Source organism: Marinimicrobium sp. UBA4209, from assembly GCF_002381585.1.
GTDB classification, from domain to species: domain Bacteria; phylum Pseudomonadota; class Gammaproteobacteria; order Pseudomonadales; family Cellvibrionaceae; genus Marinimicrobium; species Marinimicrobium koreense.
Map to the genome: position 1 here is coordinate 18,608 of NZ_DFTP01000011.1, position 16,655 is coordinate 35,262.

The 16,655-nt window shown below is 59.2% G+C and carries 20 protein-coding genes; 12 read left to right on the top strand and 8 right to left on the bottom strand.

Annotation, left to right across the window (positions count from 1 at the left end; all coding sequences use genetic code 11):
* Window positions 1-1,139: L-aspartate oxidase (gene nadB / locus B3187_RS02130; RefSeq protein WP_286804411.1), on the bottom strand; the 1,139-nt coding region annotated here is incomplete at its 3' end.
* 385 nt (window positions 1,140-1,524) lie between these two features.
* On the opposite strand from nadB, the gene rpoE reads away from it, so the two are divergent.
* The 5 genes from rpoE to arfB all read left to right on the top strand — a co-directional run bounded on the left by rpoE (window position 1,525) and on the right by arfB (window position 4,789).
* Window positions 1,525-2,115, top strand: a complete 591-nt coding sequence (gene rpoE, locus B3187_RS02135) for an RNA polymerase sigma factor RpoE (RefSeq protein ID WP_024460621.1) — start codon at window positions 1,525-1,527, stop codon at window positions 2,113-2,115.
* A gap of 137 nt (window positions 2,116-2,252) precedes the next feature.
* Window positions 2,253-2,939, top strand: coding sequence for a sigma-E factor negative regulatory protein (locus B3187_RS02140; RefSeq protein ID WP_286804412.1), 687 nt, complete (start codon window positions 2,253-2,255; stop codon window positions 2,937-2,939).
* 9 nt (window positions 2,940-2,948) lie between these two features.
* On the top strand, window positions 2,949-3,896 hold the full coding sequence (locus B3187_RS02145; RefSeq protein ID WP_286804426.1) for a MucB/RseB C-terminal domain-containing protein: 948 nt from the start codon (window positions 2,949-2,951) through the stop codon (window positions 3,894-3,896).
* Window positions 3,893-4,354, top strand: coding sequence for a SoxR reducing system RseC family protein (locus B3187_RS02150; RefSeq protein ID WP_123637727.1), 462 nt, complete (start codon window positions 3,893-3,895; stop codon window positions 4,352-4,354). The genes B3187_RS02145 and B3187_RS02150 overlap by 4 nt, the downstream gene beginning before the upstream one ends.
* Window positions 4,355-4,399: 45 nt before the next feature.
* Window positions 4,400-4,789: an alternative ribosome rescue aminoacyl-tRNA hydrolase ArfB gene (arfB, locus tag B3187_RS02155; protein ID WP_286804427.1), complete on the top strand. Its 390-nt coding sequence runs from the start codon at window positions 4,400-4,402 to the stop codon at window positions 4,787-4,789.
* A gap of 40 nt (window positions 4,790-4,829) precedes the next feature.
* On the opposite strand, the gene B3187_RS02160 is transcribed toward arfB, so the two are convergent.
* Window positions 4,830-5,903 (bottom strand): MJ1255/VC2487 family glycosyltransferase, encoded by a 1,074-nt coding sequence (locus B3187_RS02160; RefSeq protein ID WP_286804413.1) that lies wholly within the window; start codon window positions 5,901-5,903, stop codon window positions 4,830-4,832.
* Window positions 5,900-6,451, bottom strand: a complete 552-nt coding sequence (locus B3187_RS02165; RefSeq protein WP_286804414.1) for a phosphatase PAP2 family protein — start codon at window positions 6,449-6,451, stop codon at window positions 5,900-5,902. The genes B3187_RS02160 and B3187_RS02165 overlap by 4 nt, the downstream gene beginning before the upstream one ends.
* Window positions 6,452-6,613: 162 nt before the next feature.
* On the opposite strand from B3187_RS02165, the gene B3187_RS02170 reads away from it, so the two are divergent.
* The 7 genes from B3187_RS02170 to B3187_RS02200 all read left to right on the top strand — a co-directional run bounded on the left by B3187_RS02170 (window position 6,614) and on the right by B3187_RS02200 (window position 11,489).
* Window positions 6,614-6,985 carry a diacylglycerol kinase gene (locus B3187_RS02170; protein ID WP_024460614.1) on the top strand — a complete coding sequence of 124 codons (372 nt, stop codon included), beginning with the start codon at window positions 6,614-6,616 and terminating at the stop codon, window positions 6,983-6,985.
* Window positions 6,986-7,082: 97 nt separating this feature from the next.
* A complete protein-coding gene (locus B3187_RS02175) occupies window positions 7,083-8,402 on the top strand; it encodes a hypothetical protein (RefSeq protein WP_024460613.1) in 1,320 nt (439 codons plus the stop codon).
* The gene (locus tag B3187_RS02180; RefSeq protein WP_286804415.1) at window positions 8,350-9,081 is read left to right on the top strand and encodes an OmpA family protein; all 732 of its coding nucleotides are present in this window, start codon (window positions 8,350-8,352) and stop codon (window positions 9,079-9,081) included. The genes B3187_RS02175 and B3187_RS02180 overlap by 53 nt, the downstream gene beginning before the upstream one ends.
* Window positions 9,078-9,617, top strand: coding sequence for a hypothetical protein (locus B3187_RS02185; RefSeq protein WP_286804416.1), 540 nt, complete (start codon window positions 9,078-9,080; stop codon window positions 9,615-9,617). Before B3187_RS02180 ends, B3187_RS02185 begins: the two co-directional genes overlap by 4 nt.
* Before the next feature lie 110 nt (window positions 9,618-9,727).
* Window positions 9,728-10,045, top strand: a complete 318-nt coding sequence (locus B3187_RS02190; protein WP_286804417.1) for a BolA/IbaG family iron-sulfur metabolism protein — start codon at window positions 9,728-9,730, stop codon at window positions 10,043-10,045.
* A gap of 107 nt (window positions 10,046-10,152) precedes the next feature.
* Complete coding sequence (locus tag B3187_RS02195) at window positions 10,153-11,100, top strand: rhodanese-related sulfurtransferase (protein WP_286804418.1); 948 nt, start codon at window positions 10,153-10,155, stop codon at window positions 11,098-11,100.
* A gap of 44 nt (window positions 11,101-11,144) precedes the next feature.
* A complete protein-coding gene (locus B3187_RS02200; protein WP_286804419.1) occupies window positions 11,145-11,489 on the top strand; it encodes a hypothetical protein in 345 nt (114 codons plus the stop codon).
* Here B3187_RS02200 and B3187_RS02205 read toward each other — a convergent pair.
* The 5 genes from B3187_RS02205 to nth all read right to left on the bottom strand — a co-directional run bounded on the left by B3187_RS02205 (window position 11,486) and on the right by nth (window position 16,563).
* A complete protein-coding gene (locus tag B3187_RS02205; protein WP_286804420.1) occupies window positions 11,486-12,007 on the bottom strand; it encodes a hypothetical protein in 522 nt (173 codons plus the stop codon). The genes B3187_RS02200 and B3187_RS02205 overlap by 4 nt on opposite strands.
* A 159-nt stretch (window positions 12,008-12,166) precedes the next feature.
* Complete coding sequence (locus B3187_RS02210) at window positions 12,167-14,398, bottom strand: glycosyltransferase (protein WP_286804421.1); 2,232 nt, start codon at window positions 14,396-14,398, stop codon at window positions 12,167-12,169.
* Entirely contained in the window at window positions 14,398-15,453 is a 1,056-nt protein-coding gene (locus tag B3187_RS02215) for a lysylphosphatidylglycerol synthase transmembrane domain-containing protein (protein ID WP_286804422.1), read from the bottom strand. The genes B3187_RS02210 and B3187_RS02215 overlap by 1 nt, the downstream gene beginning before the upstream one ends.
* A gap of 10 nt (window positions 15,454-15,463) precedes the next feature.
* Entirely contained in the window at window positions 15,464-15,853 is a 390-nt protein-coding gene (locus tag B3187_RS02220) for a SirB2 family protein (RefSeq protein WP_286804423.1), read from the bottom strand.
* A gap of 38 nt (window positions 15,854-15,891) precedes the next feature.
* The gene (gene nth, locus B3187_RS02225; RefSeq protein WP_286804424.1) at window positions 15,892-16,563 is read right to left on the bottom strand and encodes an endonuclease III; all 672 of its coding nucleotides are present in this window, start codon (window positions 16,561-16,563) and stop codon (window positions 15,892-15,894) included.
* Window positions 16,564-16,655 lie beyond the last annotated feature (92 nt).

The window sequence follows — 16,655 nt, forward strand, 5'->3', positions numbered from 1 at the left end:
CGGTTGGCACCGTGCAGGCCGGTAAACGATGTCTCCCCGATCGCGTAGAGGTTGAGCAGGTCGGTCTGCCCGTGGTGATCCACCATGATTCCCCCGCAGGTGTAGTGGGCCGCCGGTACCACGGGGATCGGCTCTTTGGTGATGTCGATACCGAATTCCAGACAGCGGGCTTTGACCGTCGGGAAATGTTCGCTGATGAACTCGGCCGGCTTGTGGCTGATATCCAGATAGAGGCAGTCGCAGCCGAGGCGCTTCATTTCATGGTCGATGGCCCGGGCCACAATGTCGCGCGGCGCCAGTTCGGCGCGCTCGTCGAACCGGGTCATGAAGCGTTCGCCACTGGGCAGGCGCAGATAGGCGCCTTCACCACGCAGCGCTTCGGTAATCAGAAAGGTTTTGGCCCGGGGGTGGTAGAGGCATGTCGGGTGAAACTGGTTGAACTCCATGTTGGCGACCCGGCAGCCCGCCCGCCAGGCCATGGCAATGCCGTCACCACTGGCGCTGTCGGGGTTGCTGGTGTACAGATAGACCTTGCTGGCGCCCCCGGTGGCCAGTACCACCACGCGGGACTGAAACACATGCACATGGTCGTCGCGCCGGTTGAGCGCATAGGCGCCGGTGCAGCGCAGTTTGGGTGAGCCTTTGTCGGCCTGGGTGATCAGGTTGAGGGCGACATGGTCCTCAAACAGTTCGATATTGGGTTCGGCGCGCACCCGGTCGATCAGGGTGCTGTGCACGGCTTCACCGGTGGCGTCGGCACTGTGAATGATGCGCCGGTGGCTGTGGCCGCCCTCCTGGGTCAGGTGGTAACCGCCGTTGCTGCCTTCCCGGGTAAAGTTGACGCCCTGATCAATCAGCCAGCGAATGGCCCCCTTGCTGCGCTCAACGGTAAACCGGACCGCGTCTTCATGGCAGAGGCCTCCGCCGGCATTGAGTGTATCGCTGACATGGGCTTCGATGGAATCGTCGTCGTCCAGAACCGCTGCAATGCCGCCTTGGGCAAACCAGGTCGAGCCCTCGTTGACGGCATTTTTACTCAGCACATGAACCCTTCCGTGCCGGGCCAGTTGCAATGCCAGTGTCAGACCGGCGGCACCGGATCCGATAACGAGAATATCGCTGCTAAAGTGGTTGCTCATTCAGTGTGTACCTGTCCTGCCAAGGGGCGATGCCCGGTAGGGCCATTTACGTCGTCGGGCGCGCTCCGGGATCATCGTTCTGCGGTACGGATGCGGCCTGGGCCGACCGTAACGTTAGAGGTAGATGGTATAAACCCGTATAATAGCAAGGCTCGTGGCCAGTGTCTTAGAGATCATTGGGTAATATGAGACGCAGCACTTATGAACTTTTTGTCGGGCCTTTGGTCAGTGGGGCACCGGTAGTGACCGGGTGGCCACCTACCATAGCAACGAGGCGTGCTCGCAGTTGCGGGCTGACAGAGGCAAACCACAGAAGTGGCAAACAACAACAGATGAATGACACTGGAGTCCGGTTGTGGGCTCCGGGTCGCTTGGGGGTTATGGGATGACAGCGCACGCCGCGCAGGACACCGATCAACAGCTGGTCGAGCGAGTACAGAAGGGCGATAAGCGCGCCTTCGATCTGTTGGTCATCAAGTACCAGCACAAAATTTATGCCATTATCGGGCGCTATATCCGCGATCAGGCGGAAGTGCAGGATGTGGCTCAAGAGGCGTTCATCAAGGCCTATCGGGCTCTGGCCAAGTTCCGGGGCGACAGCGCCTTTTACACCTGGTTGTACCGGATTGCCATCAACACAGCGAAGAACCACCTGGTGGCGCGCAATCGGCGCCCCCCGGCCAGCGATGTTGAAGTGGACGATGCCGAGTTTTATACCGGCAGCGAGGCTCTGAAGGATATCGAGAGTCCGGAGCGCAGCCTGATGCGCGATGAGCTCCAGGCCGTGGTGGACAAGGCAATACGGGACCTGCCGGAAGATCTGCGCACCGCGGTGACACTGCGGGAGATGGAGGGGCTGAGCTATGAGGACATCGCTCATATCATGGATTGTCCGGTTGGTACCGTGAGATCCCGGATATTCCGGGCTCGCGAAGCCATCGATCGGTGCATCGAACCGCTGGTGGCAGAGTCGTAAATGTTTGTTAAGATTTTTTTGGATTTCGGCTGAACCTTTGGGGGAGAGCCCAGTCTCACCCAATGAAGGCCCGGGGTTGGAAGCATTCAGCAGTGCTTCAGCCACTATTGATATCGCTTGATGAAGGTACATGCGCGATGACTGAACAGAGCAATCACTCCCTGAATGAGTCACTGTCGGCACTGGTCGATGGTGAAGCGTCTCCGCTGGAAGTACGTCGTTTACTGAAAGCCGGCGCTGACGACTCAGCGGATTCGGAGTTGAACGCACGCTGGTCCCGTTACCAGCTGGCGGGCTCGGTAATGCGACGTGAGCTGGAAGTCATGGCGCCTTCGGGCTTTGCGGACCGGATCAGTGAGGCGCTCGCCGACGAGGCGGCGCCGGCGGCCGGACACCGTCATTGGTGGCAGCGCGTCGGACAGGTCGCGGTAGCCGCCTCGGTGGCCGGGGCGGTATTGATCGGGGTCCAGCAGTACCCGGGTATGGAGGCTGACAACACCATAGCCGGCACCTCGCCTGCCGAGAGCGGCAGTGCCGAGAGCGATATCGGCCGTTCCGAGCCGGTGTCTCTGCCTGCGGGTTATCAGGCACCGTCCCTGCCCATGGCCCGTACCGCCAGCGCGGAAAGCGGCTATGACCCGGTGCAGCGCCCCTCCAGAGAAGTCATTTTTGTGCCGGTGCGCGCCGAATCCGGTCAGATCCCCGCCGAGGAAATCCGCGCCTACCTGAACCAGTTGATGCAGGCCCACAGTGATCACGCCGCGCGCAACAGCAATCAGGGTGTTCTGCCTTTTGCTCGGGTGACCAATCAAGACGAGGAGTAAAGCGCCGTGATGGGGCGACTGCTGGCAAGCCTGGTGTTGCTATCCGCAGGCTGGGCGGCTCAGGCAGACCGTCCAGCTCAAGCAGACAGTCCAGATCCGCTGAGCCTGCTCCAGAGCATGGCTCGTGCCGGGCAGAACCTGAATTACCGGGGCTCTTTCACCTATGAGCATCGCAATGCCATGGAGAGCTTCCGGGTATACCGCTGGTCAGACGGTGAGCGGGTCGTGGAGCGGCTCGAGTATCTGAACGGTCCCGCTGGTACCGCCCAACAACTGAATGGTATGGCCGGATGTCAGACAACCGGTTACCGCCTGCTCAACGCCGATGTGTCCCCCAAAGCGGTCGCTCGCCTTGACCGCTACTACCAGTTGACCGTCCGAGGTTCCGACCGGGTGGCCGGTCGAGAGACCTATACCCTTGAGGTACGCCCCAGGGATCAGCTTCGCTATGGCTATCTGCTGGGGGTGGACCGGGACACCGGGCTGCTGCTCAAGGCGCTGTTGGTCGATGAACAGCAGCGGTTGCTGGAGCGCTTCCAGTTCGTGGATCTGGACATCAACCCCGATGTCGAACCCCTGCGGGAAGAGGTCGGATCCTGGCCTGAAGATCGCACCGACTGCCTGGATGCCGAGGCGGGTCAGCCGACCCGATGGAGCCTGAATTGGCTGCCCCCAGGGTTTGCCTATTCCGGGGAAAAGCGTCTTCCGAATGGCATTGATATGTTAATGTATACCGACGGTCTGGCCAGTTTTTCGGTATTCCTGCAGCCGGTGGCCAACTCCTCGGAGATTGCCGGGCGTGCCCATCGAGGGGCCACGTCGGCATTCATGGGGCAGCTGGCAACGGACAATCAGCAGTACCGAGTGACCGTGGTGGGCGAGATCCCCGGCGCCGTCGCTGAGCAACTGGCCCAAGGCATAACTCCTTTGTCCGGGACCCGTGAGGTAACACCATGATTTCCGAAACCGGCCGCATTGTCGCCATTGAAACCGATGGACTCTGGGTGGAAACCATCCAGCGCTCCACCTGTGGTAGCTGCGCGGCGGAAAAAGGTTGTGGTCAGAGCCTGATGGCGCGGCTCATGGGACATACCAGTTACCTGTGGGTGCTTCTGGAAGGACGGGATCCGGCGGATTACCGCATTGATCAGGAAATCCAGATTGGGGTACCCGAAAGTGTTGTGGTCAACGGCTCCCTGTTTGTCTATCTCACACCGCTGTTTGGCATGTTGGCCGGTGCCGGCGTGGCCCAGCAGCTCTGGGCATCCGATGGCCTGAGCGCCATTGGCGCCCTGGTCGGCCTGCTGGCCGGTGGCGCATTGGTCCGCTGGCGTGCCCATCAGACCCGATACGATCGTCGCCTGCAGCCGGTGCTGCTCGACGATCGGCAACCGGTCACCCTGATTCCCTCCTGAACCCTATCCCTGCAAGAGAGAGATCGCGTTTTGCCCCCTTCCCTGATGATTCCGGAGCACGAAGTCGAATTGACGGCCATTCGCGCCCAGGGGGCGGGGGGTCAGAATGTCAACAAGGTCAACAGCGCGGTGCACCTGCGTTTTGATGTTCAGGCGTCTTCGCTGCCCGAAGCGGTCAAGGAGCGTCTGCTGCAGATGCGCGACCAGCGGATCACCGCAGACGGTGTTCTGGTGCTCAAAGCCCAGCGCTTCAGAACCTGGGAGAAAAACCGGGCCGATGCGCTGGAGCGGTTGGCGGAGCTGATTGCCAAAGCCAGCCACCGACCCAAGCCCCGGCGGCCCACTCGCCCCTCCAAGGCCGCGCGGCAAAAACGGATGGATCGAAAAACCCAGCGCGGCGCGATCAAACGCAATCGCGGCAAAGTCGACCTCTGATTTTTGACCTCTGACCGTTGAACCGCCACCGACACCCTGTTCAGGGCTGAACGGTGGCGGACGCACGCTCCAGATTGACCTTGGCTTCCGGCTCCGGCACCTGTCGCCAGAGCTCATCCCGCAACTGCGCAAACGCCGGTTTCCGATCATTGAGCAGCCAGCGTGCCAGCGCCTGGGCAACGTTGGGGTAATCCACCGGTCGGGCACGCGGCATGGCCAGCCAGTCGCCAATGGCCTTTTCGGTCAATACCTGGGCCACGGCACCATAACCGAGTTGGCTCAAGGCGAACGCATTCGACTGTTGCTCCATCTGACCGACCACGGGCTGCACCAGCAGCTTTTTGCCCAGCTGAATGGCCTCACTGGGCAGCTCGAAACCCGCGCTGCAAATGACCCCCTCGACCCGGTGCAGATCGGCCTGAAAGCCTTCCCGGGAAAAGGGCCGGATCTGGATGTGGCCCTCGTCGATGGGTTTCGGTACCGGCTGATAGACGTAGAAGCGGGTGTCCGGAAACGCGCGTAGCTGAGGCACTATGTCCTCGGGCTGAGCGAAGGGCAGATACACCAGATACTCTTTGGCGTGGCACTCGTTGGGGTACTGCGAGGGCTCAATCAGCGGTGGCAGGATCGGCTGGTTGAAGTGGTGCCAGTGCAGACCGATGGCGTGCTCTACCGGCGCGAACTGCCGCATGAAGGCCCGTACAAACAGGTTTTCGCCCCGCTTCGGAATCTGGTGCATAAACGCACATTGGTGGGAAATGCCGATGCTGGGCAGCCCGGCTCGGCGCGCCGCCCAGGCGGTTACCGGTTCGAAATCATTGATCAGCAGATCGTAGCCGCTGACATCCAGCGAGCGGATATCCCTGTAAAGGGTGCGCAGGTGGCTGCTGAGTATGGTTCGAGGATAGTTTACCCGCCCGTGCTCAGTGACAAAGGTCAGACCGCGAAAGCATCGGTACGAGCCGAAAGTGTCCATGTCGAAATAGTCTTCGGGCGCCCGCCCGGAAAAGACCCAGTCTACTTCGACTCCCTCCTCCTTGAGTGCTCTTGCCATGATTCGCGCGCGGGTGGTGTGGCCATTACCCGTGCCCTGAACACCGTACAGTATCTTCATAAAACGCCTGTGGTTGGCCAGATTATCGAGGAGGCATAGAGCCCCGTCATTGCCGCTCCGGATCCCAGCAAGGCCCCGGCGGCGATATCGCTGGGGTAGTGCACACCCAGCAACACCCGGCTGGCGCCAATCATGCTGGCCCACAGATAGCAGGGCAGGGCAAAAGCCGGATAAAAGCTGGTAACCAGCGCGGCAAACAGAAAGGCGGCGGCGGTATGCCCCGAGGGGAAGCTGAACTGGTCCGAGGGAGTGATCCAGGCCTCGTAGAAATCAATTTTCATGGCGGGCCGGTCTCGCTTGATGGCATTTTTAAGCCAAAGGTAGAGACTGATATCCAGCGCGTAGGCCAGTATGCCCGCCAGGATAAACGCCTGGCCGTGCTCCGGCTCGAGCAGCGCCAGTGCCAGGGAGCCCAGAATATACAGGTGGCCGTCCCCGGTTCTCGAAATCCAGCGAACCGATTTGCGGTAAGGGAAGCGCTTGGTGACGTGTAGCCACAGAAAAGCGAGAGTATCCAGCCGATGCACGCGTTCAAAGAGACTGTTCATAGGTCACCGCCTTGGTTGGGTCTTGGGACTTCAGCCGCCGACAGCGTATTGATAGCACTCCATTGTGAATCTTCCATGACAGTGAACGGCCGGGATTTCCATCGCCGCAACAATCCGTTAACGTACGCGGCATTGGCGATCATCCAGGAGTGTTACCACCTTATGCCCAAACCCGGAAAAACCGGTTTACGCCGGATTGTTGATGCCTTTGGGTACTCCATGCACGGCTTTGCCGCGGCCTGGCGCTTCGAGGCGGCGTTCCGTCAGGAGGTCCTGTTGGCGGTTATCCTGCTACCGGCCTCGCTCTGGCTGGGGACGACCCTAATGGAGCGGTTGCTGCTGGTGGCCAGTGTGTTCTGGGTCATCATGGCGGAGTTGGCGAACTCGGCGATTGAGGCGGCGATTGATCGCACGGGAGATGAAATGCATGTGCTTGCGGGTCGCGCCAAGGATATGGGCTCGGCACTGGTGCTGGTCAGTCTGATCCTGCTGGCCATCATCTGGGTCAGCGTGGGAGCGGCGCGGTTTCTCTGAGAGGAGCGGGAGTGCTCGGCAGTGGTCGACCGTGGGGCGAATAGGCTACACTCGGGGCCGACGTTAACGCCGAGACGGCATACAGACTCAGGCCTCTATGGACTTCTTGCTCGAATTCTCAACCCTGTCACTGGTTTTGATGGCATTGATCGTACTGATGACGGTCTATTTCATCGGGCCGGGCTACTCTTCCCAAAGTGCGGTACACGCCCCGACCATTCTCACCAGTACGGGTATTTTCGGTACCTTTATCGGGGTGGCGCTGGGGCTGCTGGAATTTGACACGACGGATATCCAGTCCAGCGTTCCGGGGTTGATTGAGGGGCTTCAGACCGCCTTCTGGACCTCCATCGCCGGCCTGTTGGGCGCCTTGTTGGTCAAGTTCCGTCATTTGACTACCACGCTGCGCCAGCATCGGCGCCAGTCCAGTTACGAGGCGGCCACGGTCGATGATCTGGCCAACCTGCTATCCGATATTCACCAATCCCTGTCCGACCCCGATGCCGGTGGTCTGAACGCTGCTGTGCAGGGCTTGCGCCAGCAACAGCAGGACGAAATCCGGGGGCTGAAGCAGTCTCTGGAGCAGTATCAGGCCGATATGACCGAGGCCAACACTCAGGCGCTGATTCGCGCGCTGGAAACCGTGCTGACCGACTTCAATGCCCAGATCGACGTTCAGTACGGCGAAAACTTCAAGAAGCTCAATGAAGCGGTGGGTAATATGCTGCTCTGGCAGCAGAACTACAAAACCGAACTGCAGGAGCTTCTGGTGACTCAGAAGTCCAATGGTGAGCTGCTCGACAAGGCCAGCCGGGCGTATGAGAAAGTGGTCACCCACTCCGAGGTGTTCAATCAGGTATCCGAGTCTCTCGGCGGGCTGATGGAAGCGCTGCAGGCGCAGGCCCAGGGGTTGGATCAGTATCTGTCCCAGCTATCGACGGTGGCTGAAAAGGCTGCGGCGGGTCTTCCCTCTCTGGAGGGACGGGTGGATGCGCTCACGGATCAGCTGGCGGACAGCGTGACCCGCAACCAACAGCAACTGAGCCAGGTGCTGGATGAAGCCTCCCGGGCCCTGAGGGATACCTCGGCGGAAGTGCATCGCAACCTGGCCGACAGTCTGACTCAATCCCAGAACGGTATGCACCAACAGGTGGAAGCCCTGGTGGACCGTACCGGCAGTCAGTTGGAGGAGCTTGATAAGGCACTGGAGCGCGAACTGACCAAGGCGCTGACCACCTTTGGCTATCAATTGACCTCACTGTCCGAGAAATTCGTCAACGACTATTCACCGCTGACCGACAAGTTGCGCGCCCTGGTTCAGGCCAGCGGCGCGGTTACTGATTCCAATGGCCCCGATACCACTCATGACTCAGCGTCCCAATCAGCAAAATCCGCTCGCACCCCGGCCCAACCATGATGTAGAGCACGAGGAGCACTGGGTCTCCGTCAGTGATCTGATGGGGGGACTGATGATGGTGTTCCTTTTGATTGCCGTGGTCTATATGGTTCAGCTCGAGATCGAGAGCCGTAAAATTCGCGATGTGGCGGTGCTCTACGACCGCCTGAAGACCCAGCTGTACGACGATCTTCAGGAAGAGTTCGGAGACGACCTGCCGCGCTGGGGAGCCGAACTCAACCGGGATCTCAGCCTGCGCTTTTACGACACCGAAGTGCTCTTTCCCCAGGGGGAAGACACCCTGCGTCCCGCGTTTGAGGCGATATTGTCCGACTTCTTCCCGCGCTACCTGGCGATCATCACCTCCCCCAAGTACCGGGACGACATTCTGGAGGTGCGGATTGAAGGCCACACCTCCAGCGACTGGGGTAACCTGCCGGAGCGGGAAGCCTACATTCGCAATATGGCGCTGTCCCAGGCTCGAACCCGCACAACCCTGGCCTACCTGCTCAGCCTGCCGGACGTGGAGCCGGAGCGGGCCTGGATCAAGGCGCATCTGACCGCCAATGGACTGTCCTCCTCCAAGGTGGTGACCCGAAACGGCCAGGAGGACGAAATCCGCTCCCGCCGGGTTGAGTTCCGGTTGCGCACCGATGCGGAATCCCGTATCGAAGGGTTGCTTACCGAGGAACGCTCGTGAAGCTGCCGGACTTTCTGGAGTTTGAGCCGTTCAACCGCATGCGGGCGTCTCTCGGGGCGGAGCAATTGGGGGCATTCGAGTTTTTTGATCCTCAGCTGCATCTCACCGCCCGGGAACGGGAAGAGCTCCTCACGGGCCTGACACTGGGCTGGTCGGCCTTACGATGCCTGCACGATTATACGCTGGCGTATAAAAACAGCCGGGTTCTGGTGTGGGGGCAGGCGCCGGGAGAGAGTTGGGCGGCGCCGGGGTACCACCTGGCGTACTGTCGGACGCTGCAACAGTTGCGCCGCCAGCAGCCGGATCTGCGGCTGGCGGTGGCCACCCGGTTACCCGAGCCGGACCCCTGGCCCTGGCGGGTGTGCCCGGAGTGCCTGCAGCAACTACAGTTTCGCGGCTTTGACGCCGCGCGAGCCCGGCATCGGGACTACAGCGAACGGGTGTTGGAGGCCTTCGATCTGGCGGATTTTTTCCGTGACTACCCGGTCTATCCCATCACGTCCGAGGTATTGCGAGCGCTGGACGTCGTCGCCTGATGGATATGGTGTCTGGACGGTGCATGGCGGTCAATTGTTTTTTTGAGGGATGAATTAACACAGTGTAGTCGGCAATCGGTAAAATGCCGACAAAATTTGTGGAGTAGTGTATGAAACCGGTAGAAGCGTCTATTAACCGTGCTTTGACAGAGGCCTTCGAGCCCCTCCATCTGGAGGTGCTCAATGAAAGCCACCAGCATAATGTGCCCCCCGGATCGGAGAGTCATTTCAAGGTCGTGTTGGTCTCTGGGGCCTTTGTTGGCAAGCGGCAGGTGCAGCGTCATCAGGCGGTTTATGGGGCGCTCGCCGAGCAGCTACGAGGTCCGGTCCATGCCCTGGCGCTGCACACCTACAGCCCAGAGGAGTGGCGCGACGCGAATCAGGTACCGGGCTCGCCTCCCTGCCTGGGCGGTGGCGCGAAGTCCTGAAATCCGGTGAATTGACCCGTCAATTCACCGGTTGAAGCTGGTTGTTCAAAATTTAAGCGTTTATAATGCGCGCTTTCTGTCAGTTCCCCGAGGTTTATTGTCTTCCCATGAGTGCTTTTGTTGTCGCTGCCCTGTATAAATTTGCCTCTCTGCCTGACTTCCAGGAGATCAGTGATCCCCTGCGGGAGCGCTGCGTGGCGCTGGGTCTGAAAGGCACGCTGCTGCTGGCCCATGAAGGCATCAACGGCACGGTTGCCGGCTCCCGGGAGGGCATCGATGGCCTGCTGGACTACCTGCGCTCGGACCCGCGACTGGCGGATCTGGAGCACAAGGAGTCTCCAAGCGATGAGCAGCCGTTTTACCGTATGAAGGTCAAACTGAAAAAGGAAATCGTGACCATGGGGGTGGAGGGTATTGACCCTCGCCAGAGCGTGGGCACTTACGTGCCGCCGAGCGACTGGAACGCGCTGATCTCCGACCCCGAGGTACTCGTTATCGATACCCGTAACCACTACGAGTATGCGATCGGGAGCTTTGAGCGGGCGCTTGACCCGGAGACCGAGACATTCCGCGAATTCCCCCAGTACGTGCAGGATAACCTCGACCCGTCGCGCTACAAGAAAGTGGCCATGTTCTGCACGGGCGGCATTCGGTGCGAGAAGGCCACCGCGTATATGAAAGCCCAGGGCTTTGATGAGGTTTACCACCTGCAGGGCGGTATCCTCAAATACCTGGAGGAAGTCCCCGAGGAAGAGAGCCTCTGGCGGGGTGAGTGCTTTGTGTTTGATAACCGCGTCGCGGTCAATCACCGCCTTGAGCCCGGCAGCTATGATCAGTGTCACGGCTGTCGTCACCCGATCACGGAAGAAGACAAGCAGGCGCCGGAGTATATGAAAGGCGTCAGTTGTCCGCGTTGTTACCACCAACTGACGGACGACCAGAAGGCCCGCTTCGCTGAGCGGCAGAAACAGATTGAACTGGCGCGTCAGCGCAACGAGGCCCATATTGGTGCCGCGCCGCCGGCGCGCCAGCGTCGGGCCGCCACCAAATCGTGATCTGGAAGGGCGCCGCTGCCACTTCCCTCAACGGAGATTGACCCATGGAATCCCTGGATTACCAAACATGGACCCTGGATCTGGCCCGAGGCCGGGCGGAGCACCCGAGTGGTTTCAGCCTGGAAGTGGAGGGGGATGTACGCAACCCCTCCGGCGTCGCGCCGGCAAACTATCCGCAAGGGTTGAGCTTTGCCGATCAGGCGCGCCTGCTACGATCGGGTATGGAGGCGCTGGCTGCTGCCGCCAACGGCTCGGATGCTGGCTCCCAGAAGCGCTCTACCGTCGTTAACAGTCGTGCCCGTCGGGCGGAAGAAAGTGCCAAACAGTTTGCTGAGCAGCGCAAGGACCGCCCCGCGCGGCCCAAGCTGTCGCTTAAAAAAAGGGATTAACGAATTACCAGTTGACCACGCAGTTGCAGATCGGTCCGGTGGTTGTCGACCACCATAAACAACTGATCCATCCGCACACCCGCCATTTCCGCCTGACTGGCGGGTGCGTGAACACCGCCTCCGCTGGTGACCAGACGGTCGAGTTCCGCAGTGGTTGAATCGATGGCCGTCAGAATATTCTGGGTGGTGGCTTCATCGCGGAATACCCGTCCCTGATCGGTCAGGGCCAGATACTGATCACACTCCTCAAGCCATTGCTTGCGCTGCTTCAGGAAGTTGCTGATGTTGCGCATTCCTCCTTTATGGCCGGTGGTCAGCTTCTCATCCCGATAGCTTTGCAGGCTCTCCCGCGCGCGTAAAAGAAACGCGACGCTGGTGTCCTGACAGTAGGACGCCGTGAGGTAACTGGGGAATTTGACACCGTGCTCTTCCATGGCCGCCTCGCGCTTGCAGGTTTCATCGCAGGCCTGGCTGGGTAGGCACACCAGAAGACTGAGTAGAATAAATAGTTTTTTCATAGTCGCGCCAGTGGTTTGTTATGAATTTTGTACAGCGTAGTGCCTTGTATATGACATTTTGGCGACACCGTCAACGGTAGGCCACTCAACCCACCTTTGTTATTAGAAATCAGTCTAGATAACGGAAACTTATAAGTTTTTGCTGTAAAGAAAGTGCCTCTACCACTCTGAATGGTTTTTATGTTGATGGTGGGCAGCCATCAGCCAACTGTAAATCCCTTTCACGTTGCGCGCAAATGCGTCGGTGGAATATTGCTGTGCAAACGATTGTGCCTGCCGGGAAAGACGATCACGGTGCATGTCATCCTCGATCAGTTGGCGGGCCCGCTGGCACCAGACCTCCAGATTATCGGGCGTTTTATAGCCGTTTTCATCCTCCCGGACCACATCATCAATGCCGCTGGAGCGCACCGCGACAACGGGCAGGGACGCGGCCATGGCCTCCAGGATGACCATTCCCTGGGTTTCCGATTTGGAAGCGAAGACAAAGAGATCGCCCAGGCGGTAGTAAGTGGCCATGTCCTCCGGGGCGATCGCGCCCACCAGCGTGATATGGTCGGCCAGTGCCTCTTGTTCGATTCGCTGTTGCAGGCGGTGGCGTTCATGCCCGTCGCCGATCATCAATAAATGAAAGGGCGTTCTGGTCTGGTCTTTGAGCCGAGCCACCGCATCCAGCAGAAAATCGATGTTCTTTTCCGTCGACAATCGGGACACGCTGATCAGAACCCGCTTTCCTTCCAGAGTGTATTGCTGGCGAAGTCGTGCCAAGGCCGCATCGTCAACCGTCTGAAAACGGTCATAGTCAATGCCGGTGGGTTGTACAAAGATCGGGGTTTTCACCCCGATCATACGCAGGTAATCCTCGGCGGAGTTAGTGGGTACGATGACCCCGCTGCATCGATTAGCAAAGCGTTTGATCAATCCGTGCGAGATCAGGTTGCGGAACAGTGCACCGGGGAGCGGTACGAAGTGGGCGTAGTGCTCGAGCCGCGTGTGGTACGTGTAGACTGAAGGTATGTCCAGACGTCGGGCCAGCCACAGCCCGAGAGAGCCCATCCATATCGGATGATGGACATGAATGAGGTCCGGCTTGAATTCCCGCACCGCCCGGCGAATCCGTTTCAGGAAAATATTGGGGAGCCTGAACTCGCCCCGAACACCGAGCGTCAGCAGTGAGTGGGCGCGAACCACACCGGATTCCTCGGGGTCCTGACGTCGATACCGCGGTGCCACCACCAGTACGGAATTTCCCAGGGCAGTCAGCCCGCGGCGCAGCCGTTCAATCGACAGCGGCACCCCGCCAATAAACGGTAGATAGTTGTTGGTGAACATGGCCACCCGCAGGGGGGCCTTCTGCCAAGGGGTGGGGTCCAGATCAAAGTCCGGGTAGTAGTCCTGACCGACCACAATACGCTGGTAGAGCTTGATGGCGATTACCGTGAAAGCGCTGACCAGGAGGATGAAGTTGACGTACCCGACATAGAACAGGGAGTAGATGAAAAACCATAAGCTCTCCAGCGTGGAGAGCAGCGGGTGTTGGCCAACATCCAGGCGTTCCATGGTGATGTCCACATCGCGACCCGATACGGCGACCTTGACGTAGTGATAAAAGCTGACGTCATCGTTCAGTACCAGTCCGCCGCCACCGCCCGTGGTAATGAAGTGAGTGTCCTGATGGGTTTGCCTGGAATAGAGCGGTAGGTTGGCCGAAAACACCGCCGTGACATCATGCTGGTGAATGAGGCCAAGCAGTGCATCCTTGAATGTGGGGTCCTGCAGGTATTGGTCTCCCCGCTCGAACAGCAGCTCGTGCTCGACCGGGTAGAGGGGATGCCCAAGGAAGAGGAACACCGGGCCTGACTGGGCGTCGCCCAGCAACCCCTTGAGCCACTCGATCTGCCAGCGCCAGGGGGTTTTTCCGGTGCTGTCCAGAAAAATGAACTGACTGTTGCCCAGCTTGAAGTTATAGAAATAGGGTCCGAAATGCTCGTAAAAACGGAAGCTGCCGAAGTCCTCGTGCTCCTGTTCCCCGAACGTCAGCAGGTAGGGAATGTCCAGGTGGCTCAGGGTGCCGTGGAGCGCGCGGTATTTGTCTTCACCGCCGCCACTGACGGCATTGCCGGCGGAGACCATGAAATTCACGCCGGACTGGTTCAGCGTGGGAGTTATGCGCTTTTCAAACACGCCCACCGAGTTGTTGATGTTCCCTACCACCGCGAACTGGTAGTCATCCCGGGATTCGAGGTTATCTTTGAGTAGGCGTAGCTGTTCCGTGTGCAGGCTGTTGTACTCGGGGCGGTCCAGGTTGAGGTAGAGCTTGTAGCCGATCAGGAAGCCGACGATCGTCAAATTCAGATAGAACAGCCATTTCATCAGGCGTGGCGCTTTCATTACCGTTTATTCCGTTGGGCGTCGCGTAAAAGATTTTTTGCCAGGGTTCGCTTGAACAGCACCAGCCCGATGGTCATCCCCAGGTAGATGGTCAGTGCTCGCCAGGCAAGGGTCACCAGCAATAAGTGGGGGCCACCAATCAAGGACCGAAAGAAGTGACCAAATACTCCCTCAGAAATACCTGAGGCGCCAGGGGTCGGCGAAAAATACATGATAAAGGTCGTCACCAGCAGCAACCCCAGGATGTTCACGTAGCTGACCGAGTAGTCCAGCCCCCAAAGAAGCAGCGCGGGAAAGCTGAACAGGCTCAACAGGAATAGTGCCGTAAACAGGATGGAGGCGAACACCGCCCAGTGGTTACCGGAACCATACTCGCGAAACGCGCGCGCGAATCGCAACATCTCCCGGCGCAGGTGGAACTGCCAGCGGCGGTGGCGGCGATCACTGAGTCCATGCCAGCGGCGAAGCTGTTGCAGCAGAACACTCACCAGACCAATCAGCCAGTGGGTGCGAAACAGTACCAGGGCAAAAAAGCCCAGGTACAACACCACAAAGCCCGCCAGCGCCCACCCTATGTTTTTTCCAAGGGTGCCTTCGCTGAATACGTCCAGGGTCAGCAGGCACAGGGGCGCCAGGGTAAAAATAAACGCCACCGCCAGCAGGGTGCGTAAAGTCGTGGCGGCGGTCGCGTGGCCAAACGGCACACCTTCGCGGCGCAGATACCAGATCTGCGCAAAACCGCCTCCGGTGGCCATAGGTGTGATATTGGAAAAAAACAGGTTGATAAAAACGAGTGACAGAAGGCTCCGCAATGGGACCCGGTGTCCCAGCGCCTGCAGGGTGTACCCCAATCGCAGTGCATCACTGAGGTAATAAACGGCCAGCAATGCCAACAGCGATAGTAGCACCCAGGGCTGCAGCAGACGGGTATCGAAGGTCAGTTCCCGCCCGGCAAACTGACCCCATACGGAATAGAGCCCCGCAGCGGTCAGCAGCACAAACAGCAGGGCGAACAGTGCCAGTCGTCGCCAGGAGGTGGGCGCGTAGTCGGCCACGGGGGGTGACTTAGGCGCCCAGGGTCAACATAAAGCCCAGCGGGTGCTTGAACAGGGCAACGCTGACAATGTAGAGGAAAATCCCGAGCGCGATCAGCCAGGCGGCGACCCGAACCGGCTTTTTGGGGTGCCGGAAGGCCAGCACGCCCACACCGATGTAGACAAACAGAGCGATGATTTTGGTCATCAGCCAGGGATGATCGCCCGGCGAGTAACCCATGACAACAGCCAGGGCAACGGCGCTCACCAGTAGCAGGGTGTCATTGATATGGGGCAGCACTCGAGCCCACTTGCGTTTTAGCAAGCCAGAGCCCTGCATCATCCAGATGCCGCGGATAAAGAAACCGATAAAAGAGAGCAACACAAAGAGCAGGTGCAGGTGTTTGAGTAGAGCGGTCATCCTGTGTGTCCTTCAGTCTGGAATTGGGTGCCGGTGGTTCAGGGTTTGTGTACTTTTTTGGGATGTTTACGTGCTGGATAGCAGGTCCGGCAAATCTCGCACACCGTACCATCACAGCGCCGCGCGGAACAGTACTCGCGTCCATAATAGATGATCTGCAGGTGCAGGGCGTTCCAGCGGTCTTTGGGGAACAGGCGTTTTAGGTCTTTTTCGGTTTGGGTGACATTTTTGCCGTTGGTCAGTCCCCAGCGTTGTGCGAGCCGGTGGATGTGGGTGTCGACCGGAAATGCGGGCACGCCAAAAACCTGGCTCATGACGACGCTGGCGGTTTTGTGGCCGACGCCGGGCAGTTTTTCCAGGGCGTCTATGTCATCGGGGACTTCGCCGTTGTGTTCGTCGATGAGTATCTGGGACAGTTTGGAGATGGCTTTGGCTTTCTGAGGCGAGAGTCCGCAGGGGCGGATGACGGCCTGGATGTCTTCGACGGGTATTTTGGCCATGTCCGCGGGGTTGTCGGCGAGTTGCCACAAATGTGGGGTGACCTGGTTGACCCGCTCGTCGGTGCATTGGGCGGACAACAGTACAGCGACCAGTAGGGTGTAGGGGTCTTTGTGATCGAGCGGTATCGGCGGCTCGGGATACAGTTCCTGGAGCCGATTCAAAATGAACTCGACTCGTTCGGGTTTTTTCAGGTTCTTTGTAATATCCATGGTCTATTTGGGACTCGTTAAAAGTGAGTTGCCAGCGTGAGGTCCGGAGGCTGCACGGGAAGCCAGTTGAAGACCCGCCGTGAACCCATCCC

What these genes read in the sequence shown, in the direction of transcription:
- rpoE (WP_024460621.1), top strand. Translation starts at nt 1,525, where the DNA reads ATGACAGCGCACGCCGCGCAGGACACCGATCAACAGCTGGTCGAGCGA.
- B3187_RS02140 (WP_286804412.1), top strand. Translation starts at nt 2,253, where the DNA reads ATGACTGAACAGAGCAATCACTCCCTGAATGAGTCACTGTCGGCACTG.
- B3187_RS02145 (WP_286804426.1), top strand. Translation starts at nt 2,949, where the DNA reads ATGGGGCGACTGCTGGCAAGCCTGGTGTTGCTATCCGCAGGCTGGGCG.
- B3187_RS02150 (WP_123637727.1), top strand. Translation starts at nt 3,893, where the DNA reads ATGATTTCCGAAACCGGCCGCATTGTCGCCATTGAAACCGATGGACTC.
- arfB (WP_286804427.1), top strand. Translation starts at nt 4,400, where the DNA reads ATGATTCCGGAGCACGAAGTCGAATTGACGGCCATTCGCGCCCAGGGG.
- B3187_RS02160 (WP_286804413.1), bottom strand. Translation starts at nt 5,903, where the DNA reads ATGAAGATACTGTACGGTGTTCAGGGCACGGGTAATGGCCACACCACC.
- B3187_RS02165 (WP_286804414.1), bottom strand. Translation starts at nt 6,451, where the DNA reads ATGAACAGTCTCTTTGAACGCGTGCATCGGCTGGATACTCTCGCTTTT.
- B3187_RS02170 (WP_024460614.1), top strand. Translation starts at nt 6,614, where the DNA reads ATGCCCAAACCCGGAAAAACCGGTTTACGCCGGATTGTTGATGCCTTT.
- B3187_RS02175 (WP_024460613.1), top strand. Translation starts at nt 7,083, where the DNA reads ATGGACTTCTTGCTCGAATTCTCAACCCTGTCACTGGTTTTGATGGCA.
- B3187_RS02180 (WP_286804415.1), top strand. Translation starts at nt 8,350, where the DNA reads ATGACTCAGCGTCCCAATCAGCAAAATCCGCTCGCACCCCGGCCCAAC.
- B3187_RS02190 (WP_286804417.1), top strand. Translation starts at nt 9,728, where the DNA reads ATGAAACCGGTAGAAGCGTCTATTAACCGTGCTTTGACAGAGGCCTTC.
- B3187_RS02195 (WP_286804418.1), top strand. Translation starts at nt 10,153, where the DNA reads ATGAGTGCTTTTGTTGTCGCTGCCCTGTATAAATTTGCCTCTCTGCCT.
- B3187_RS02200 (WP_286804419.1), top strand. Translation starts at nt 11,145, where the DNA reads ATGGAATCCCTGGATTACCAAACATGGACCCTGGATCTGGCCCGAGGC.
- B3187_RS02205 (WP_286804420.1), bottom strand. Translation starts at nt 12,007, where the DNA reads ATGAAAAAACTATTTATTCTACTCAGTCTTCTGGTGTGCCTACCCAGC.
- B3187_RS02210 (WP_286804421.1), bottom strand. Translation starts at nt 14,398, where the DNA reads ATGAAAGCGCCACGCCTGATGAAATGGCTGTTCTATCTGAATTTGACG.
- B3187_RS02220 (WP_286804423.1), bottom strand. Translation starts at nt 15,853, where the DNA reads ATGACCGCTCTACTCAAACACCTGCACCTGCTCTTTGTGTTGCTCTCT.
- nth (WP_286804424.1), bottom strand. Translation starts at nt 16,563, where the DNA reads ATGGATATTACAAAGAACCTGAAAAAACCCGAACGAGTCGAGTTCATT.